Genomic DNA, 16,764 nt, shown 5'->3' with positions numbered 1-16,764 from the left:
GCAGGCTGAAGGCGTAGAGGATACCACGCCTGTAGAAAAACGAAACGGCCCCTGAACCTTCAGGAGCCGTTGTATAACGCCGCTAAGCTGAAATTAGCGGGTAAAAGCGTAAACTTCGCCGCCTTTCGCCTGAATCAGCAGCTTATCGCTGGCGACTACTGGTGTAGTCTGGAAGCCGGAGCTGTCCACTTTCTGCTGAGCGACAAAACGGCCGTCGGTCGTGTTGATCCAGTGCAGATAGCCTTCGCTGTCGCCAACCACCAGGTAACCGTTATACAGAACTGGCGTAGTCAGGTTGCGATGCAGCAGATCGCTCTGGCGCCAGACGGTCACGCCGCCATCGGTGCTGAGAGCGACAACGCGATCGTCCTGGTCGACCAGATAGATGCGGCCAGCGTCAACAATCATGTTATGTACGGAACCGATCTCGCGTTTCCACATAATCTGACCAGAACGCAGATCCATCGCCGCCAGGCTGCCGTTATAGGCCAGCGCATAGACCACGCCATCTACCACTACCGGCGTTGTATCAACGTCTGACAGGCGATCGATTTCCGTCGCGCCGCCAGGCTGAGAGATACGCTGCTGCCAGATAATCTGGCCCTGGTTCATCATTACGGCACTCACGCGGCCGTTATCACCGCCGACAATGGCCGCACCGAAAGCGGTAGCCGGAGCCGATTCACCGCGCAGCGACAGCGCTGGCACATCCAGATTCACGGTCCACTTCACGACGCCGCTGCTCTGATCCAGCCCCTGTAGCATGCCGTTGCTGGTATGAACCAGCACCAGACCGTCGCTGACCACCGGCCGAGAAAGCACTTCACCTGCCGCTTTAGTCTGCCAGGCAATGGAGCCGTCGTTACTGTTCAGCGCGTAAACCTCAGCACGTTCGCTGCCGACGTAGACGCGTCCGCCGTCGTAAGTCAGACCGCCGGAAAGCTGCGCGGGCAGGTTTTTAGAGAAAAAGCCGGTTTTGGTCGACAGGTCAACTTTCCACTGCTCTTTGCCATCGGCCGCGTTCAGGGCTTTTACAATGCCAAAGCGATCGGCGGCATAGACCGTGTTTTCAGACCATGCCGGGTGCAGATTGGAGTAGTAATCACCTACGCCATCGCCTACCGAGGTGCTCCAGACTGTTTCCGGGGTAAACTGATTTTCCACTTTTGGCAGCGGCGACATTTTGACCACGTCTTCTTCACCGCTAAACCATGAACATCCGCTGAGAAGCGTGACTGAAATCAGTCCCGGCAGCAGTATCTTACGCAATTCCATGAAATCCCTCTTGAGCCTGTTGCGGCAATTTCTGCCCGGATCTTAACCCGGCAGATTATTCATTTTCATTTGCAGCATCTCTTTCAGCGCCGATGAGGCGTTAGAGCCGATGCCTTTACTCCAGGCTTCACGAGCACCCTTGCTGTCGCCTTGGCTCAGCAATGCTTCGCCACGCACGTCGGCGATAATTGCCGTCCAGCCGTCGCCCTTGATCGCATCCAGAGTTTTTAGCGCCGCATCCGCCTGCTTCTGCTGCAGCTGGATACGCGCCAGACGCAGGTTGAGCACGGCCTGCAGGTCAGCGTCTTTGGTGGCTTTCAGCCCGGTTTCCAGCTGAAGCGCAGCTTTATCCAGCTGGTTGTTATCAACATAACGCTTCGCCAGATCCAGCGAGGCCAGCGCGCCATAGGTGTTACTGTTGCTGCTGACAAATTTTGCTGCCGCATCCAGCGTGGCCGGCTTGCTGCCGTCCAGCGCGGTAGAAACCTGCTGGTAGGCCGCCGAGGTTTCACGACTGCCGTTATCCTGCTGGCTGCTCCAGTAGCGCCACCCTGCCAGCGCGCCGATACCGATGATCACACCGATTGCCAGCGCTTTGCCGTTCTGCGCAAAGAAACCTTTTAGCGCGTCGACCTGCTCATTTTCGTTGCTATATACTTCCACGCAAACTCTCTCCTTAAATCGCGGCTGTCTGCTGCAGCATGGCTGCCAGCGTGGCGGCTACATCCTGCTGCGCCAGCTTTTGCTGCTCGCCGTTACGCAAATCTTTAATGACGACCTGACCGTTGGCGACTTCTTCTTCACCCAGCACCAGCGCCACGCGCGCGCCCCATTTGTCGGCACGGGCAAACTGTTTCTTAAAGTTGCCGCCGCCAAAGTTGGTCATCAGCTTCAGCGAGGGATCGGCGTCACGCAGTTTTTCCGCCAGCTGCATAGCGCTCGCCTGCACGCCAGCCCCTGAAGCGATAACATAGACATCGACAATGCGCGTCGGTTCAAATTCCGGGTTAACTGCCTGCACCAACAGCACCAGACGCTCCAGCCCCATCGCGAAGCCCACGGCTGGCGTGCCGCGTCCGCCCAGCTGTTCTACCAGGCCATCGTAACGTCCGCCGGCACAAACAGTGCCCTGCGCGCCCAGGCTGCTGGTAACCCATTCAAAAACGGTACGGTTGTAGTAATCCAGACCGCGAACAAGGCGCTGGTTGACCGTATAGGCAATGCCCGCGGCATCCAGCAGCTGGCACAGGCCATCAAAGTGTTCGCGCGAATCCACGTCCAGATAGTCGCCCAGCACCGGCGCATCGTTCAGCAGGTTCTGAACATCCGGATTTTTGCTGTCCAGTACGCGCAGCGGGTTGCTGTACATGCGGCGCTTGCAGTCTTCGTCCAGAACGTCTTTATGGGTTTCCAGGAAAGCCACCAGCGCATCGCGATAGTTAGCGCGCGCTTCCAGCGAACCGATAGAGTTCAGCTCAAGGCGAACGTGGTCGGCGATACCCAGCGCTTTCCACCAGCGCGCGGTCATCATAATCAGTTCGGCATCAATATCCGGGCCCTGCAGGCCAAAGACTTCCGCACCAATCTGATGGAACTGGCGATAGCGGCCTTTTTGCGGACGCTCGTAGCGGAACATTGGCCCGATATACCACAGACGCTGTTCCTGATTGTACAGCAGACCGTGCTCGATACCGGCACGCACGCAGCCCGCCGTTCCTTCCGGACGCAGCGTCAGGCTTTCGCCGTTGCGATCGTCAAAGGTGTACATCTCTTTTTCAACCACGTCGGTCACTTCACCGATAGCGCGCTTGAATAACGGGGTCTGCTCTACAATCGGCAGGCGGATTTCGCTATAGCCATAGCTGGCCAGCACCTGCTTAAGGATCTGTTCAATGCGCTGCCAGACGACGGTATCTGCCGGCAGATAGTCGTTCATGCCGCGGATTGCCTGAATATTCTTCGCCACTTTTCTTCTCTTCTTTTATTCCGGCGGGCGCGGCCTGTCGTTAAGACAAACCCGGCCCGCACTCATTTATTTTTCCAGCTGCTGTACATCGATACGGCGGGATTCGTCCATCATCGCGGCCTTGGCGCGGATACGCGCTTCCAGCTGGTCGATCATATCGTCGTTATCCAGGCGCTCGCGCAGGCGCACGCCGTCTTCGTAAAAGCCGCTTTTCTTGTTGCTGCCGGTTACGCCCAGCGTAGAGACCAGCGCTTCGCCCGGCCCGTTGACTACGCAGCCAATGATCGAGACGTCCATCGGCGTAATGATATCTTCCAGCCGCTGCTCCAGCGCGTTAACCGTTCCGATAACGTCAAACTCCTGACGCGAACAGGTTGGACAGGCGATAAAGTTGATGCCGCGGGAACGGATGCGCAACGATTTCAGGATATCGAAACCGACCTTCACTTCTTCAATGGGATCGGCCGCCAGCGAAATACGCAGCGTGTCGCCGATGCCTTCTGACAGCAGCAGCCCCAAACCGATGGCGGATTTTACCGCACCGGCTCGCGCGCCGCCTGCTTCGGTGATGCCCAGGTGCAGCGGCTGCTCAATCTGCTTAGCCAGCAGGCGGTAAGATTCTACGGCCAGGAAAACGTCGGAGGCCTTAACGCTGACTTTGAACTGGTCGAAGTTAAGGCGATCGAGATGATCGACGTGGCGCATGGCGGATTCGAGCAGCGCCTGCGGCGTTGGCTCACCGTACTTTTCCTGCAGATCTTTTTCCAGCGACCCGGCGTTAACGCCGATGCGGATAGGAATATTGTTGTAGCGCGCGCAGTCGACGACCTGACGAATTCGCTCTTCATTGCCGATGTTGCCGGGATTAATGCGCAGGCAGTCAACACCATATTCAGCGACTTTCAGGGCGATGCGGTAGTCAAAATGGATATCAGCAACCAGCGGGACGTTGACCTGCTGCTTGATCAGGCGGAAGGCTTCCGCGGCATCCATGGTAGGAACAGAGACGCGAACAATATCCACGCCAACGCGCTCAAGCGCTTTGATTTGATTGACCGTGGCAGCCACATCGGTGGTGCGCGTATTGGTCATGGACTGGACGGCTATGGGTGCGCCGTCGCCCACCGGCACCTGGCCGACGTAAATGCGCTTTGATTTGCGACGGATAATGGGTGCTTCGTTATGCATATTCTTTCTCCGGAATTACTCGCGACCAGAAGATGCGTTATTGCGCACCGACTGTAAGGCGGGCAACCTGGTTGGTACGGATAAAACGACTCAGATCGACCGGCTGACCCTGATACTGGATCTGAACTGCGCCCGGCGCGCCAATCTTCAGACGATATGGTGCGGTGCCGGTAAGGCTGAGTTTACCACCACTGCGCTGCATTCCGCTGAACAGTTTTTTGCCGGTTGCATCGGAGACTTCCAGCCAGCAGTCCTTGCTAAAATTCATCACCAGCGCCTTTGCTTCCGCGCTAACGGCCGCGGCGGCCGTTGGCATCTGGCTATTACCGGCATTATCTGCCGGTACCTGGGAAGGTGAAACCGCAGCCGGCGCAGCGGCAGCGGCCGGAGCCTGCTGCGCTGGCGTAGCCGCAGCCGCTGCCTGAGGCTGCGCGCTGTCGGCTGGCGCTGTCGCCTCTGCTGCCGGTGCCTGCCCGGCAGTTGTGGCTTCAGCAGGCTGAGTGGTGTCTGCGCCGCTGTCGTTCAGCGGAATCGACTGCCCGTTACTGGTATCCGCGTTCTGATCGGCCATCGAAACCAGATCGTCCTGCGCGGCCTTGTGGTTTTGCCACCACCAGGCACCGGTCAGGCCCACCACCACAAACAGCACCAGCCAGGTGAAAATCATCAGCCAGCCGTCGCGCTTTTTGCGGCGTTTGCCCAGCGAAAAGCTCTGCATCGGCTCCACTTTGGCGGCGCGCACGGGTGCCTGTTTCGCCATCATCGGCAGCAGTTCTTCTTCCGGCACGTGTACCAGCCGGGCGTAGGATCGGATATAGCCACGCAGGAAGGTTGACGCCAGATCCGCAGGCGCCTTGTCCTCTTCAATATCGCGTACGGTGGAAAGTTTCAGGCAAAGGCGCTCCGCAACGTTTTGTTGAGAAAGGCCCATCTGCTCACGCGCTTCGCGCAGGCGCTCGCCTGTTGAATTTGTTGCTGATTTATCAGTGGCTTCAGTATTCATTAGCTAAAAAATGCAGGTACTGTATCGATTGTGGAAAATTTCGCGCCAGCTGCTCCCCGGCAAGCCTGATGGCTTCGGGACGCTTAGCCAGCGCGGCGAAGCGAATCTCTAACCACAAACTTTGCGCCGAAGCGGCAAAGTTGCGTTGATAAACATCTAACAAGAGCCGCGACGTATCGCGCTCATTCTTTCCAAATCGCCTTTCGGCTTCTGCCAGCAGTGCAGCCCCCTTCAGCGGATCGTTTCGCGTTGCTTCCATTAGCACGGCTTTTGCTTTCTGCTGCTCTCCCGCCAGGAGATAACAGTATCCGGCATTTTCCAGCGCGTCGGCGCGACCTGCTAAACCCACCGCCTTGCTAAACTGCTGCTGAGCCGCATCATACTGCCCTAATCGACAGAGAAACGCACCGTAATTATTGATTACGTCACGGTTTTGTTCTGCCAGCCCCAGCGCTTTTTGATAACTGGCGCTTGCCGCCGCGCTGTCGCCCGTACGCTGATAATAGCGAGCTATCGCCAGCTGGCAGCGGTAATCCTTTGGCGCCAGGGCCAACGCCTGACGCAGATTGCGCCCGGCGGGTGCCAGTTCGTCGCGCGCCAGATAAACCAGCCCTAATTGTAGCCTTGTCTCCGCCAGCTCGCTGCGCTGTGGCGACAGGTTACAGCCTGAAAACAGTAATGCAACCAGCCAGATCGGTAATCCTTTACCCATAATCGCCTCCTTGTAGCGGAAGCGATGTTACGCCCTTTCACTAAGCGAACAAGCCGCTTTAGCTACTCGCTGCCTGGTTTCAGAGCGCTTTCACAGAAATGGCTTCACCAGCCAGTTTTTTCCGCATAGTACGACGCGTGCGGTCAATGACCTCGCCGGCCAGCTGTCCGCAGGCGGCATCGATATCGTCGCCACGGGTCTTACGCACAATAGTGGTAAATCCGTAATCCATCAACACTTTAGAGAAGCGATCGATGCGGCTGTTTGAGCTACGGCCATAAGGCGCGCCAGGGAAGGGGTTCCATGGGATCAGGTTAATTTTGCACGGGGTCTCTTTCAGCAGCGCGGCCAGCTCGTGAGCGTTATCGGTGCTGTCGTTGACGTGATCCAGCATAACGTACTCAATGGTCACGCGGCCCTGGTTAGCATTAGATTTGGAAATATAACGGCTGACCGAGGCCAGGAAAGTCTCGATATTGTACTTTTTATTAATAGGGACGATTTCATCGCGGATGGCGTCGTTTGGCGCATGCAGAGAGATGGCCAGCGCAACGTCGATCATGTCGCCCAGCTTATCCAGCGCGGGCACCACGCCCGAGGTAGAAAGCGTTACGCGGCGTTTTGACAGGCCAAAACCGAAATCGTCCAGCATGATTTCCATGGCCGGCACTACGTTGTTGAGGTTCAGCAGCGGTTCGCCCATGCCCATCATCACTACGTTAGTGATAGGACGCTGGCCGGTGACTTTGGATGCGCCGATAATCTTCGCCGCACGCCATACCTGGCCGATAATTTCCGAAACGCGCAGGTTGCGGTTAAAGCCCTGCTGCGCGGTTGAGCAAAACTTACATTCCAGCGCGCAGCCTACCTGGGAAGAAACACACAGCGTGGCGCGATCTTTTTCCGGAATATAGACCGTTTCGACCTGCTGGCCGCCAACGGTAATGGCCCACTTGATGGTGCCATCCGCCGAGCGCTGCTCTTCCGCCACTTCCGGCGCGCGGATCTCGGCCAGCTCTTTCAGCTTGCCGCGAAAAACTTTGTTGATGTCGGTCATTTCGTCGAAATCATCACAGCAGTAGTGATAAATCCACTTCATCACCTGATCGGCGCGAAAAGGTTTTTCGCCAAGACCAACGAAAAACTCGCGCATTTGCTGGCGATTCAGATCGAGCAGGTTGATTTTTTCTTTCTTAGGCGTAGTGATAGCAGACGACGGGGTCACAATTTGTTCTGACATAATTTTCTCTGGCCTCGTTGTTACACGTTATGGCGCTGGGGGTTAAGGAGTATAAATGAAACGCCCCCGCTGAGCAGGCTCACCAGGGGCGCATTATTGTACAGGCAGTGGCTCTGCGGATTAAAGGGCGTTATGAAAATAAATTGTAAACGCGCCGCACAGCCCGGCCGTCAATAATCTTAACGAGTGCGTGGGCACACTTCTTTTTCACCGAAGAAGAACGCGATTTCACGGGCTGCAGACTCGGCAGAGTCAGAACCGTGGGTAGCGTTTTCGGTGAAGCTGTCCGCGTAATCGGCACGCAGCGTACCGGCCAGCGCGTTGTCCGGGTTAGTTGCACCCATCAGGTCACGGTGACGCTGTACGGCGTTTTCGCCTTCCAGAACGGAAACCACTACCGGGCCAGAAGTCATGAATTCAACCAGACCGTCGAAGAAAGGACGGCCCTGGTGTTCTGCGTAGAAGCCTTCAGCCTGCTCTTTGGTCAGGTGCAGCATTTTGCAGCCAACGATTTTGAAGCCAGCGCTTTCAAAACGGTTGAAGATGGCACCAATTACGTTTTTTGCCACCGCGTTCGGTTTTACGATAGAAAAAGTACGTTCGATAGTCATATTGACCCCTGTTTAACGTCTAGTTTAGCCGGTGAAAAGGCTCCCCGGCCGAGAAAATGGCGCCGATTATAGGGTTGATAGCCGTTGTTGCCTATCGGAGATTCAACAAATCATTAAAAAAATCGCTTAACTGCATACAGATTAGTAACGCAGCAGCCTAATCGTACAAAAATAGCGCAAAGCTGACGTTAACCGTAAACCGGTGCGGGCAAAGGCTTGTGATGGCCGTCAGGATAGCCGACACTCAAAACACTTATCCCTACAGCGAGGCCGCTATGACTTCCTCTTTTTTTGTAACCGCCGACTGGCTGGCAGAGCACTATGCCGATGACGATCTCCAGGTACTGGACGCGCGCATGCTGCCGCCAGGCCAGGAAAAGGTGCGTGATATTCAGGCGGAGTATCGCGCCAGCCATCTGCCTGACGCTCCCTTTTTTAATATTGAAGCGCTCTCCGAGAGTAGCAGCCCCTATCCACATATGATGCCGCGTGCGGAAGCCTTTGCCGTAGCCATGCGCGAGCTGGGCATTAGCAGCGATAAACACCTGGTGGTTTATGATGAAGGCAACCTTTTCTCAGCGCCGCGCGCCTGGTGGATGCTGCGCCAGTTCGGCGTGGAAAACGTTTCGGTACTGGCTGGCGGGCTGAAAGGCTGGCGCGAGGCCGGTTTTGAACTGGCGTCCGGCGATGTCGCCCTGCCAGAGGCGGAATTCGAGGCGCGTTTCGATCCGGCGGTGGTCAAGCGCATCACCGAAGTCATGGTCATTAGCCACGAAGGCGGCGCGCAAATTGTTGACGCACGGGCAGCCAACCGTTTTAACGCTGAAGTTGACGAACCCCGCCCCGGCCTGCATCGCGGCCATATTCCCGGCAGCCTGAACGTGCCGTGGAACGAGCTGGTGGAAAACGGCGAGCTAAAATCACCTGAGGCGCTGAGAGCCATTTTTCAGCGTCAGGGCGTGAAGCTGGACGAGCCGATTGTGGCCAGCTGCGGTTCCGGCGTAACGGCGGTGGTACTGATTCTGGCCCTGAACACGCTGGGCGTAGAAGACGTGACGCTCTATGACGGTTCATGGGGCGAATGGGGAAGCCGTGATGATTTACCGATTGAGCCTGCACCCGCACGCTAAAAAAGGGACTAACAATTCAGCGGCGCTTTATTAAGTTACCTGAATAAATTCTTTTTTAATTGGCAGACAAAAAACGCCCGAAAAAGCTAAATAATTCGGGCGCATTTGTCACCTAGATAATCCGATCCTGCTTCAGCGATCGTAAAAAACTCCCCCACCGCCGCTCATAAAAAGGGGTGATATGGGCGGTGAAAAAATGGCCGATATTGTCATTCTCGACCACTTCGCAAATATCTACCGGCTCATCTTCCAGCAGCGTATCGGTCGCTACGCTACCGGCAGCCTGAATAATGGCGTCGATATCGCTGTCAGCTTCAATACCAATCAGTAAATTCGGCTTCTGCTCTGCCGCTTCTTTAATATGCGCAACCCAGGCACGCCGTACCTGTTTATATTTAGCGAACAGCTGCGTTAATGAGGCGATAGTTTGCGCGGGCGGTTCGGCAATTTCCGACAGCAGCAGCGTCGTGCCGCCTTCCAGCACCGTCTGCTGGCTGAGCGCATTACCGTTCTCACCCAGCAAATTGCTGATTTCACGCGGGGAAAACTCTTTGCCGACGGGCAACTTTGCATTCAGAAACAGCGTTTCGCCCTGAGTCATGGCAAACAGCGTGCGTACCGGCATCACCAGAAACGGCAGCTCTTCGGTTACCGCCTGCTGTAAAGCCTGCTCAGAGGTAAAGAACGGAATAATGCTGGTTCCGTCGTCCTTCTCCCAGTGCTGCAGCTCGACTTCATCCGTGGCGGACTGCTCCGCGCTTTTGCCCGGTACCCAGACGCTTGCATCCAGCAGCAAGGCGAAAAATTCCGGACGATGCGCAGGCTCGGTGGCCGCCAGTTGCAAAACCTCTTCCAGGCGTTGATTGGTTTCGTTCATTATTGCATTCCGTCAAGGTGCCGGGCCGCCTGGCCCGGCTACAGATACTATTTCAGCAGCAGATTTGCCACGGTACGTACGCCCAGCCCGGTCGCGCCAGCCGACCACTGATCGACAGCGCCCTTACGATAGGTCGCCGAACAGTCAATGTGCAGCCAGCCCTGCTGATAATTTTTAACAAAATGCGACAGGAAAGCGGCCGCCGTGCTGGCTCCCGCCGTATGGGAAGGTGCAGCGATATTGTTCAGGTCAGCAAAGCTGGAGGGTAAATAGCCGCGATGGAATTCGGCCAGAGGCAGACGCCAGAAAGGCTCGTTTTCGCTACCGGCACTGGCCAGCAGCGACTGCGCCAGCTCGTCGTCAAAGCTGAACAGCGCGTGATAATCATTCCCCAGCGCGGTTTTGGCCGCGCCGGTCAGCGTGGCGGCGTCAACGATCAGCTCCGCGTTCTGTTCGCTGGCGTCAATCAGGCCATCGGCCAGCACCAGGCGCCCTTCCGCATCGGTATTCATTACCTCAACGCTTTTGCCGTTGCGATAACGGATAATATCGCCCAGGCGGAAAGCGTTGCCGCTCACCATATTGTCGGCGCAGCAAAGATAGAGTTTGACGCGCTTATCCAGTCCCCGGCTAATGGCCAGCGCCAGCGCACCGGTCAGCGTCGCCGCCCCGCCCATATCGGACTTCATCGAATCCATTGAGCCGCTCGGCTTCAGGCTGTAGCCGCCGGTGTCAAAGGTGATACCCTTGCCGACCAGGCAGGCAAATACCGGCGCGCTGTCGTCACCGGTCGGATTGTAATCCAGCGCCAGCAACGCCGGGCTGCGCGTAGAGCCGCGGCCAACAGTGTGTAACCCCGCGTAGCCTTGCAGGCGCAGGTCTTCGCCTTTGGTGATACGGTAGCTGGCTTTCTCGCCCGCTACGCCGCAAAGCAGATCGACCGCGCGCTGCGCCAGCTGCTCAGGGCTAAGCTCTTCCGCCGGCAAATTGATGGTGTCGCGTACCCAGTCGATAATTTTCAGTCGGCGATCGAACTCTTTCTGGTCGGCCTCGTTCAGCGCGGCCCACTCTACTTTGCGTTCGCCTTTTGGCCCACGATAGCCCTGCCAGAATGCCCAGCTCTTTTCCAGATCCCAGTCGCCTTCCAGGCTAACGTGGCGGATCCCCTGTGCATCAATTTTGCGTGCCGCACGCTGGATAGTGGTCAGCGTATCGCCGCCCACCAGGTGAATTGTCATTCCGCTGTCGTTGCTGGTCAGGGTCGCTTTTTCGCCCCAGCGTGCATCTGCCGCTGCCGTTGACAGCGTAATGATCATTGGCGTGGTTGTCATCGCATCGCTCCTTGTTAAAAACGGTCGTTCCGGCCTGAAAAGCCGGACGCGGCAGTCAATGTTGCTGCCTGTTCATTTTCCAGAGTAACAGAATAAATGAAAAACGGGCCGAATCAGCCCGTCAGAATCCTGAAAAATACCGCTCAGCGGCCGCAAGGGTTAGCGGGAGCGCGCTTTGAAAGCCTGCCACTGCGGAGAAACATCGCGCAGGCGGCTAATTGATTTGCGTACCAGCTCAATGGCGTAGTCAATTTCTTCGCCAGTCGTAAAACGACCCAGCGAGAAACGCAGCGAGCTGTGTGCCAGTTCTTCACTCAGTCCCAGCGCGCGCAGAACGTAAGAAGGCTCCAGGCTGGCGGAAGTACAGGCGGAACCGGAAGAAAGCGCCAGGTCTTTTAACGCCATGATCAGCGACTCGCCGTCGACGTGGGCAAAACTGACGTTCAGAATATTGGGGGCGCTCTGCTCAAGGCTGCCGTTAAGGTAAAACTCTTCGATTTCACTCAGGCCAGCCCACAAAGTTCTGCGCAGCATATTCAGGCGAGCGGTTTCGCTGCTCATCTCTTCTTTAGCGATACGGTAAGCTTCGCCCATGCCGACAATCTGATGCACGGGCAAAGTACCGGAACGCATGCCGCGCTCATGTCCGCCGCCGTGAATTTGCGCAGCAATACGAATACGCGGTTTGCGACGGACAAAAAGGCCGCCGATCCCTTTTGGGCCATAAAGTTTATGGGCAGAGAAAGAGGCCAGATCGACGTTCAGCGTGCTGAGATCCAGCGGCAGTTTGCCAACGCTTTGGGTGGCATCAACATGAAAAAGGATATCCCGCGAGCGGCACAGTTCGCCGATGGCGGCAATATCCTGCACCACGCCGGTTTCGTTGTTTACATGCATGATAGAAACCAGGATGGTGTCGTCGCGCATTGCATCCTTCAGCTGCTGTAGCGTGATGATGCCGTCGGCCTGGGGTTGCAGATAAGTTACCTCAAACCCTTCCCGCTCCAGCTGAACGCAGGTATCCAGCACCGCTTTGTGCTCGGTCTGGCTGGTAATAATGTGTTTGCCTTTCTCCTGACGGAGTTCGGCAGCGCCTTTAATAGCAAGATTGTCGGCTTCGGTCGCGCCAGAGGTAAAGACGATTTCACGGGGGTCGGCACCGATCAGTTCGGCAACCTGGTTGCGGGCGACGTCAACGGCTTCTTCAGCCTGCCAGCCAAAGCGGTGGGAACGGGAAGCCGGATTACCAAAGGTGCCGTCCATAGTCAGAAACTGCACCATTTTTTCCGCTACGCGAGGATCGGCGGGCGTAGTCGCGGCGTAATCGAGGTAAATCGGGACTTTCATTGCGTTGAACTCCGTACATGTAGTATGTCATTCAACGCGACCGATCTATCGGCGATGCTCGTCTCCGAAACGGTATAACGGGCGGCGCGGGCACCGCCGCTTTAATCAGGCACGCAGATTGACGTTAATAGTTTCAAGCACACGGCCCACCGGCACGCGAGCTTTTTCAGTGTTGTTCTGACGGTCGGCCACGTCCAGGATTTCCTGGTTATTGACCAGCTCGGCCAGCGTAATATTGTTCAGGAAGTCGCTGATGCGCTCGCTCAGATCGCGCCACAGTACGTGGGTCAGACAGCGCTCACCGCCCTGACAGCCTTCTTTACCCTGACATTTGGTCGCGTCTACGGACTCATCCACGGCGGTAATTACCGCGCCTACTGCGATTGCGCCAGCCTCTTTACCCAGCAGATAGCCGCCACCCGGCCCGCGAACGCTAGCCACCAGACCATTTTTGCGCAGGCGAGAAAACAGCTGTTCCAGATAGGACAGGGAGATGCCCTGACGCTCTGAAATATCAGCTAAAGGGACGGGTCCCTGGTGTGAGTGAAGTGCAACGTCGAGCATAGCAGTAACGGCATAACGGCCTTTGGATGTCAGTCTCATGGCGTAATCGACCTCGGTTATTCAGAAACATTCGATGGTCGCAAGTCTGCCATTCCCGAGTGATTTGGTCAACTATTTAACCTGGTAAATCACTCAAGTATTTAACCTGGTAATTTACTCAACTATTACCCGCGTTACCGCTGTGCTTTTTCAGTTACTTTTCGCTCTTTGGCTTCTCCAGCGAAGAGAGCATGCCGCGCAGAATATTCAGTTCGTCACGCTCCGGGCGCGCTCGCGTATAAAGGCGGCGCATTTTGCTCATCACCTGGCCAGGATTGCCTTCGCGGATAAAACCGCTTCTGACCATCATCTGCTCCATATGCTGATAGAAACGTTCCAGATCGTCCACCAGCGGATAAGGCGACTCTTCATATTCTGGCTGGCTGCTTTCCTGCGACTGCAGCCAGGCCATACGAACTTCATAAGCGATGATTTGTACCGCCATCGCCAGATTTAGCGAGCTGTATTCCGGGTTCGCGGCGATAGCGACGTGGTAGTGGCACTTTTGCAGCTCTTCGTTGGTCAGGCCCACGCGTTCACGGCCAAACACCAGCGCAACCGGTGCCTGCTGGCCTTCCTGCACGCTTTTGATACCGCATTCGCGCGGGTCAAGCATCGGCCACGGCAGCGAACGCGAGCGAGCGCTGGTGCCCACGACCAGGCTACATCCGGCCAGCGCTTCATCAAGCGTGTCGACAATGTGCGCTTCGCCAATGACGTCGCTGGCACCGGCGGCCAGGGCAATCGCCTGCGAGTCAGGTTTTACCAGCGGATTAACCAGATAAAGGTTGGTCAGGCCCATGGTTTTCATCGCGCGAGCGACGGAACCCATATTGCCGGTGTGAGAAGTTTCCACCAGCACGATTCGGATGTTTTGCAGCATAGGGATTCAGGTCTGTGAGATAATTTTGGGATATTAACATATTTTCAGGACTTTTAATGAACCCGCTGTTATAATCCGCGCCGTTTTCCGTTCTTTAACATCCAGTGAGAGAGACCGATGCATCCGATGCTCAACATCGCCGTGCGCGCTGCGCGCAAGGCCGGTAATTTGATTGCCAAAAATTATGAAACTCCGGACGCCGTTGAAGCCAGCCAGAAAGGCAGCAACGACTTCGTTACCAATGTTGACCGCGACGCCGAGCGCCTGATTATTGAGGTGATTCGCAAGTCTTATCCGCAGCACACCATCATTACCGAAGAGAGTGGTGAGTTAGCCGGAACAGACCAGGATGTGCAATGGGTTATCGATCCACTGGATGGCACCACCAACTTCATCAAGCGTCTGCCTCACTTCTCCGTTTCTATCGCCGTGCGCATTAAAGGCCGCACCGAAGTGGCCGTGGTTTACGATCCTATGCGTAACGAACTGTTTAGCGCCGTTCGCGGCCAGGGCACCCAGCTGAACGGCTATCGCCTGCGTGGTTCTACCGCTCGCGATCTGGACGGCACCATTCTGGCTACCGGCTTCCCGTTCAAGCTGAAGCAGCACGCCACGCCTTATATCAATATCGTTGGCAAACTCTTTACCCAGTGTGCGGACTTCCGCCGCTCCGGCTCTGCCGCGCTGGACCTGGCCTATGTGGCCGCGGGTCGCGTGGATGGCTATTTCGAAATCGGTCTGAAGCCGTGGGATTTCGCCGCAGGCGAACTGCTGGTGCGTGAAGCGGGCGGCCTGGTTACCGACTTCGTGGGCGCGCATGGCTATATGCATTCTGGCAACATCGTAGCGGGTAATCCGCGCGTGGTGAAAGCGATGCTGGCCTCTATGCGTGACGAGCTGAGCGAAGCGCTGAAGCGCTAAGTCGCCCCGGTGATAAAAGGCTGAACCTTCGTTCGGCCTTTTTTTATGCTTAAAACATGGGTCGAATACCGCCGGACATCGCCGGTTGCGCGCTCAGCCACAGAATAGTGCCGATTGCCACCAGCATTAGCCCACCCGTAAATGACAGACAGGCCCACAGAAGTTTTTGCCCGCCCTGCCCTTTTTTATTCTGACTGAGCTTTAGCGCCAGCGCGCGGGAAACCTGTACCAGCAGCGCCATAGCGGTTACCGTGATCGCCGTGCCGACAGCCATCGTCAGCGCCGACAACACGCCCCACCAGTAAACGCCAATCACTTTAGCAAACAGCAGCATCATAATCGCGCCGGAACAGGGACGCAGGCCCATCGACAGCACCACCAGCGCTTTGGTTTTGCCGCTGACCGCTTTGTCGAGCATTCCGCTGTCCGGCACGTGCTGATGGCCGCAGCCGCACTGTTCGTGGTGCTGATGTTTGTGCTGATATTGATGCGGATGCACACCAACCTGCGTAGCGGGCAGCACGTTACGGATAACCATTTTGGGCTTTCTCAACAGATGAACCATCCTGGCGGCCGCGCGCCAGCACAGCCAAAGACCCAGCCCTGCCACCAGCAGATAGCTGCCCTTTTCCAGCCAGTAGCTGCTGATATGCAGCTGGCGCGAAGAGAGTTGCAGCACCGTCAGCATGATGGTTACCAGCGCAATCGCCACACCGCCCTGCAATACGGCGGCGGCCAGCGTCAGCCTGATGCTGGTTTTCATCTTTGTCGGATGCGTTGCCAGAAAAGTGGCGATAACCACTTTGCCGTGACCAGGCCCCACCGCGTGCAGAATGCCGTAAACCAGGCTAAAGCCCATCAGCGTTACGCCGACCTGACCCGGCTGGCTTGCAACCTGTTGCAGCAGCGCCGTCATCTCAACGTGCAGATTCCGCTGCCAGACCACGCTTTGTAATAAAATTTGCGGCCAGGAGAACCACAACGTGATGCCCGCTGCGGTAAACAGCAAAAGCAAAAGATAAAGCGGCCAGGCCTGAAGCCAGCGGCGGCGCGAAGGCAATAAACAGGAGATTACTGACATAGTAAGGTTACCGTCTGGGCAAACTGGCGGCCTAAATCCATATCGGCTGGCGGCGCGTCAGCCTTATCCAGCGACAGCGCATAGGCCTGCAAGGAGGTATTGGGATCGGGCGTTTTTAAGCTGAAGCGGCACTGCCGGGCCAGCTCCGCAGGAATATGTAACGCTTTTTCAGAATCAAAAGTCATATCAACAAAGTAAGTCGGATCAAAAACGGAAAAGCTGTAGCGTTGTCCGGCCAGCGGCTGCGGCTCGCCCAGCGGTAAAATAAACTCCAGCACGGCTTTATTTCCCTGTCTCAGCAACCGGTATTCCGGCGGTAAATTACCAAATTTTACCGGTTTTCCCTGATGCCAGAACTCGGTAAAATAGTGCTGCCCAAGCACGTTTGCCATGACTTCTGCGGCCAGCTTTTTCCAGATAACGGAATCAGGTTTGGCAGAGCGCGCGTCGTAGAGCAAATCGGCGGAAGTGATTTCATCCATTACCCAGCGCATTTTCAGGCCGGTAAGCTGATTGTCCTGATGCACCAGCGTCGTCTGCATGCTGATAAAACTATGGGGATGGCTCCAGGCCAGCGGTGCCATGGCAAAGAATGC

The 16,764-nt window shown here is 56.3% G+C and carries 17 protein-coding genes; 2 read left to right on the top strand and 15 right to left on the bottom strand.

Annotation, left to right across the window (positions count from 1 at the left end; genetic code table 11):
• Positions 1–93 precede the first annotated feature (93 nt).
• The 8 genes from bamB to ndk all read right to left on the bottom strand — a co-directional run bounded on the left by bamB (position 94) and on the right by ndk (position 7,995).
• Positions 94–1,275: an outer membrane protein assembly factor BamB gene (bamB, locus tag ACMGGR_RS04740; protein WP_414148284.1), complete on the bottom strand. Its 1,182-nt coding sequence runs from the start codon at positions 1,273–1,275 to the stop codon at positions 94–96.
• Positions 1,276–1,317: 42 nt separating this feature from the next.
• The gene (locus ACMGGR_RS04735) at positions 1,318–1,938 is read right to left on the bottom strand and encodes a YfgM family protein (RefSeq protein WP_414148283.1); all 621 of its coding nucleotides are present in this window, start codon (positions 1,936–1,938) and stop codon (positions 1,318–1,320) included.
• Between the two features lie 13 nt (positions 1,939–1,951).
• Positions 1,952–3,241 carry a histidine--tRNA ligase gene (gene hisS, locus ACMGGR_RS04730; protein WP_414148282.1) on the bottom strand — a complete coding sequence of 430 codons (1,290 nt, stop codon included), beginning with the start codon at positions 3,239–3,241 and terminating at the stop codon, positions 1,952–1,954.
• Positions 3,242–3,307: 66 nt separating this feature from the next.
• Positions 3,308–4,429, bottom strand: a complete 1,122-nt coding sequence (ispG, locus tag ACMGGR_RS04725) for a flavodoxin-dependent (E)-4-hydroxy-3-methylbut-2-enyl-diphosphate synthase (RefSeq protein ID WP_246760713.1) — start codon at positions 4,427–4,429, stop codon at positions 3,308–3,310.
• Between the two features lie 37 nt (positions 4,430–4,466).
• The gene (gene rodZ, locus ACMGGR_RS04720) at positions 4,467–5,432 is read right to left on the bottom strand and encodes a cytoskeleton protein RodZ (protein ID WP_246760712.1); all 966 of its coding nucleotides are present in this window, start codon (positions 5,430–5,432) and stop codon (positions 4,467–4,469) included.
• Positions 5,422–6,144 (bottom strand): type IV pilus biogenesis/stability protein PilW, encoded by a 723-nt coding sequence (gene pilW, locus ACMGGR_RS04715; protein WP_414148281.1) that lies wholly within the window; start codon positions 6,142–6,144, stop codon positions 5,422–5,424. The genes rodZ and pilW overlap by 11 nt, the downstream gene beginning before the upstream one ends.
• A 79-nt stretch (positions 6,145–6,223) precedes the next feature.
• Positions 6,224–7,384 (bottom strand): bifunctional tRNA (adenosine(37)-C2)-methyltransferase TrmG/ribosomal RNA large subunit methyltransferase RlmN, encoded by a 1,161-nt coding sequence (locus tag ACMGGR_RS04710; protein ID WP_246760710.1) that lies wholly within the window; start codon positions 7,382–7,384, stop codon positions 6,224–6,226.
• Between the two features lie 179 nt (positions 7,385–7,563).
• Positions 7,564–7,995, bottom strand: coding sequence for a nucleoside-diphosphate kinase (ndk, locus tag ACMGGR_RS04705; RefSeq protein WP_414148280.1), 432 nt, complete (start codon positions 7,993–7,995; stop codon positions 7,564–7,566).
• 275 nt (positions 7,996–8,270) lie between these two features.
• On the opposite strand from ndk, the gene sseA reads away from it, so the two are divergent.
• Positions 8,271–9,125 (top strand): 3-mercaptopyruvate sulfurtransferase, encoded by an 855-nt coding sequence (sseA, locus tag ACMGGR_RS04700; protein ID WP_414148279.1) that lies wholly within the window; start codon positions 8,271–8,273, stop codon positions 9,123–9,125.
• A 112-nt stretch (positions 9,126–9,237) separates the two neighbouring features.
• Here sseA and sseB read toward each other — a convergent pair whose 3' ends face one another.
• The 5 genes from sseB to trmJ form a co-directional block, all read right to left on the bottom strand.
• Positions 9,238–10,002, bottom strand: coding sequence for an enhanced serine sensitivity protein SseB (gene sseB, locus ACMGGR_RS04695; RefSeq protein WP_246760707.1), 765 nt, complete (start codon positions 10,000–10,002; stop codon positions 9,238–9,240).
• 47 nt (positions 10,003–10,049) lie between these two features.
• Positions 10,050–11,333, bottom strand: coding sequence for an aminopeptidase PepB (gene pepB, locus ACMGGR_RS04690; RefSeq protein ID WP_414148278.1), 1,284 nt, complete (start codon positions 11,331–11,333; stop codon positions 10,050–10,052).
• A gap of 159 nt (positions 11,334–11,492) precedes the next feature.
• A complete protein-coding gene (locus ACMGGR_RS04685) occupies positions 11,493–12,680 on the bottom strand; it encodes an IscS subfamily cysteine desulfurase (RefSeq protein ID WP_414148277.1) in 1,188 nt (395 codons plus the stop codon).
• A gap of 105 nt (positions 12,681–12,785) precedes the next feature.
• Complete coding sequence (gene iscR, locus ACMGGR_RS04680; RefSeq protein WP_246760704.1) at positions 12,786–13,283, bottom strand: Fe-S cluster assembly transcriptional regulator IscR; 498 nt, start codon at positions 13,281–13,283, stop codon at positions 12,786–12,788.
• A gap of 154 nt (positions 13,284–13,437) precedes the next feature.
• Positions 13,438–14,166 (bottom strand): tRNA (cytosine(32)/uridine(32)-2'-O)-methyltransferase TrmJ, encoded by a 729-nt coding sequence (gene trmJ / locus ACMGGR_RS04675; RefSeq protein WP_246760703.1) that lies wholly within the window; start codon positions 14,164–14,166, stop codon positions 13,438–13,440.
• A 117-nt stretch (positions 14,167–14,283) separates the two neighbouring features.
• On the opposite strand from trmJ, the gene suhB reads away from it, so the two are divergent.
• A complete protein-coding gene (gene suhB, locus ACMGGR_RS04670; RefSeq protein WP_246760702.1) occupies positions 14,284–15,087 on the top strand; it encodes an inositol-1-monophosphatase in 804 nt (267 codons plus the stop codon).
• A gap of 49 nt (positions 15,088–15,136) precedes the next feature.
• Here the strand turns inward: suhB and ACMGGR_RS04665 are convergent, their stop codons facing one another.
• Both ACMGGR_RS04665 and ACMGGR_RS04660 read right to left on the bottom strand, forming a co-directional pair.
• The gene (locus ACMGGR_RS04665) at positions 15,137–16,168 is read right to left on the bottom strand and encodes a nickel/cobalt transporter (RefSeq protein ID WP_414148276.1); all 1,032 of its coding nucleotides are present in this window, start codon (positions 16,166–16,168) and stop codon (positions 15,137–15,139) included.
• The gene (locus ACMGGR_RS04660) at positions 16,159–16,752 is read right to left on the bottom strand and encodes a DUF1007 family protein (RefSeq protein ID WP_414148909.1); all 594 of its coding nucleotides are present in this window, start codon (positions 16,750–16,752) and stop codon (positions 16,159–16,161) included. The genes ACMGGR_RS04665 and ACMGGR_RS04660 overlap by 10 nt, the downstream gene beginning before the upstream one ends.
• Positions 16,753–16,764: the final 12 nt, after the last annotated feature.

It is taken from the genome of Erwinia sp. BNK-24-b, from assembly GCF_047456155.1.
Lineage (GTDB): Bacteria > Pseudomonadota > Gammaproteobacteria > Enterobacterales > Enterobacteriaceae > Erwinia > Erwinia phyllosphaerae.
This window is presented reverse-complemented; position numbering and strand designations above follow the sequence as displayed.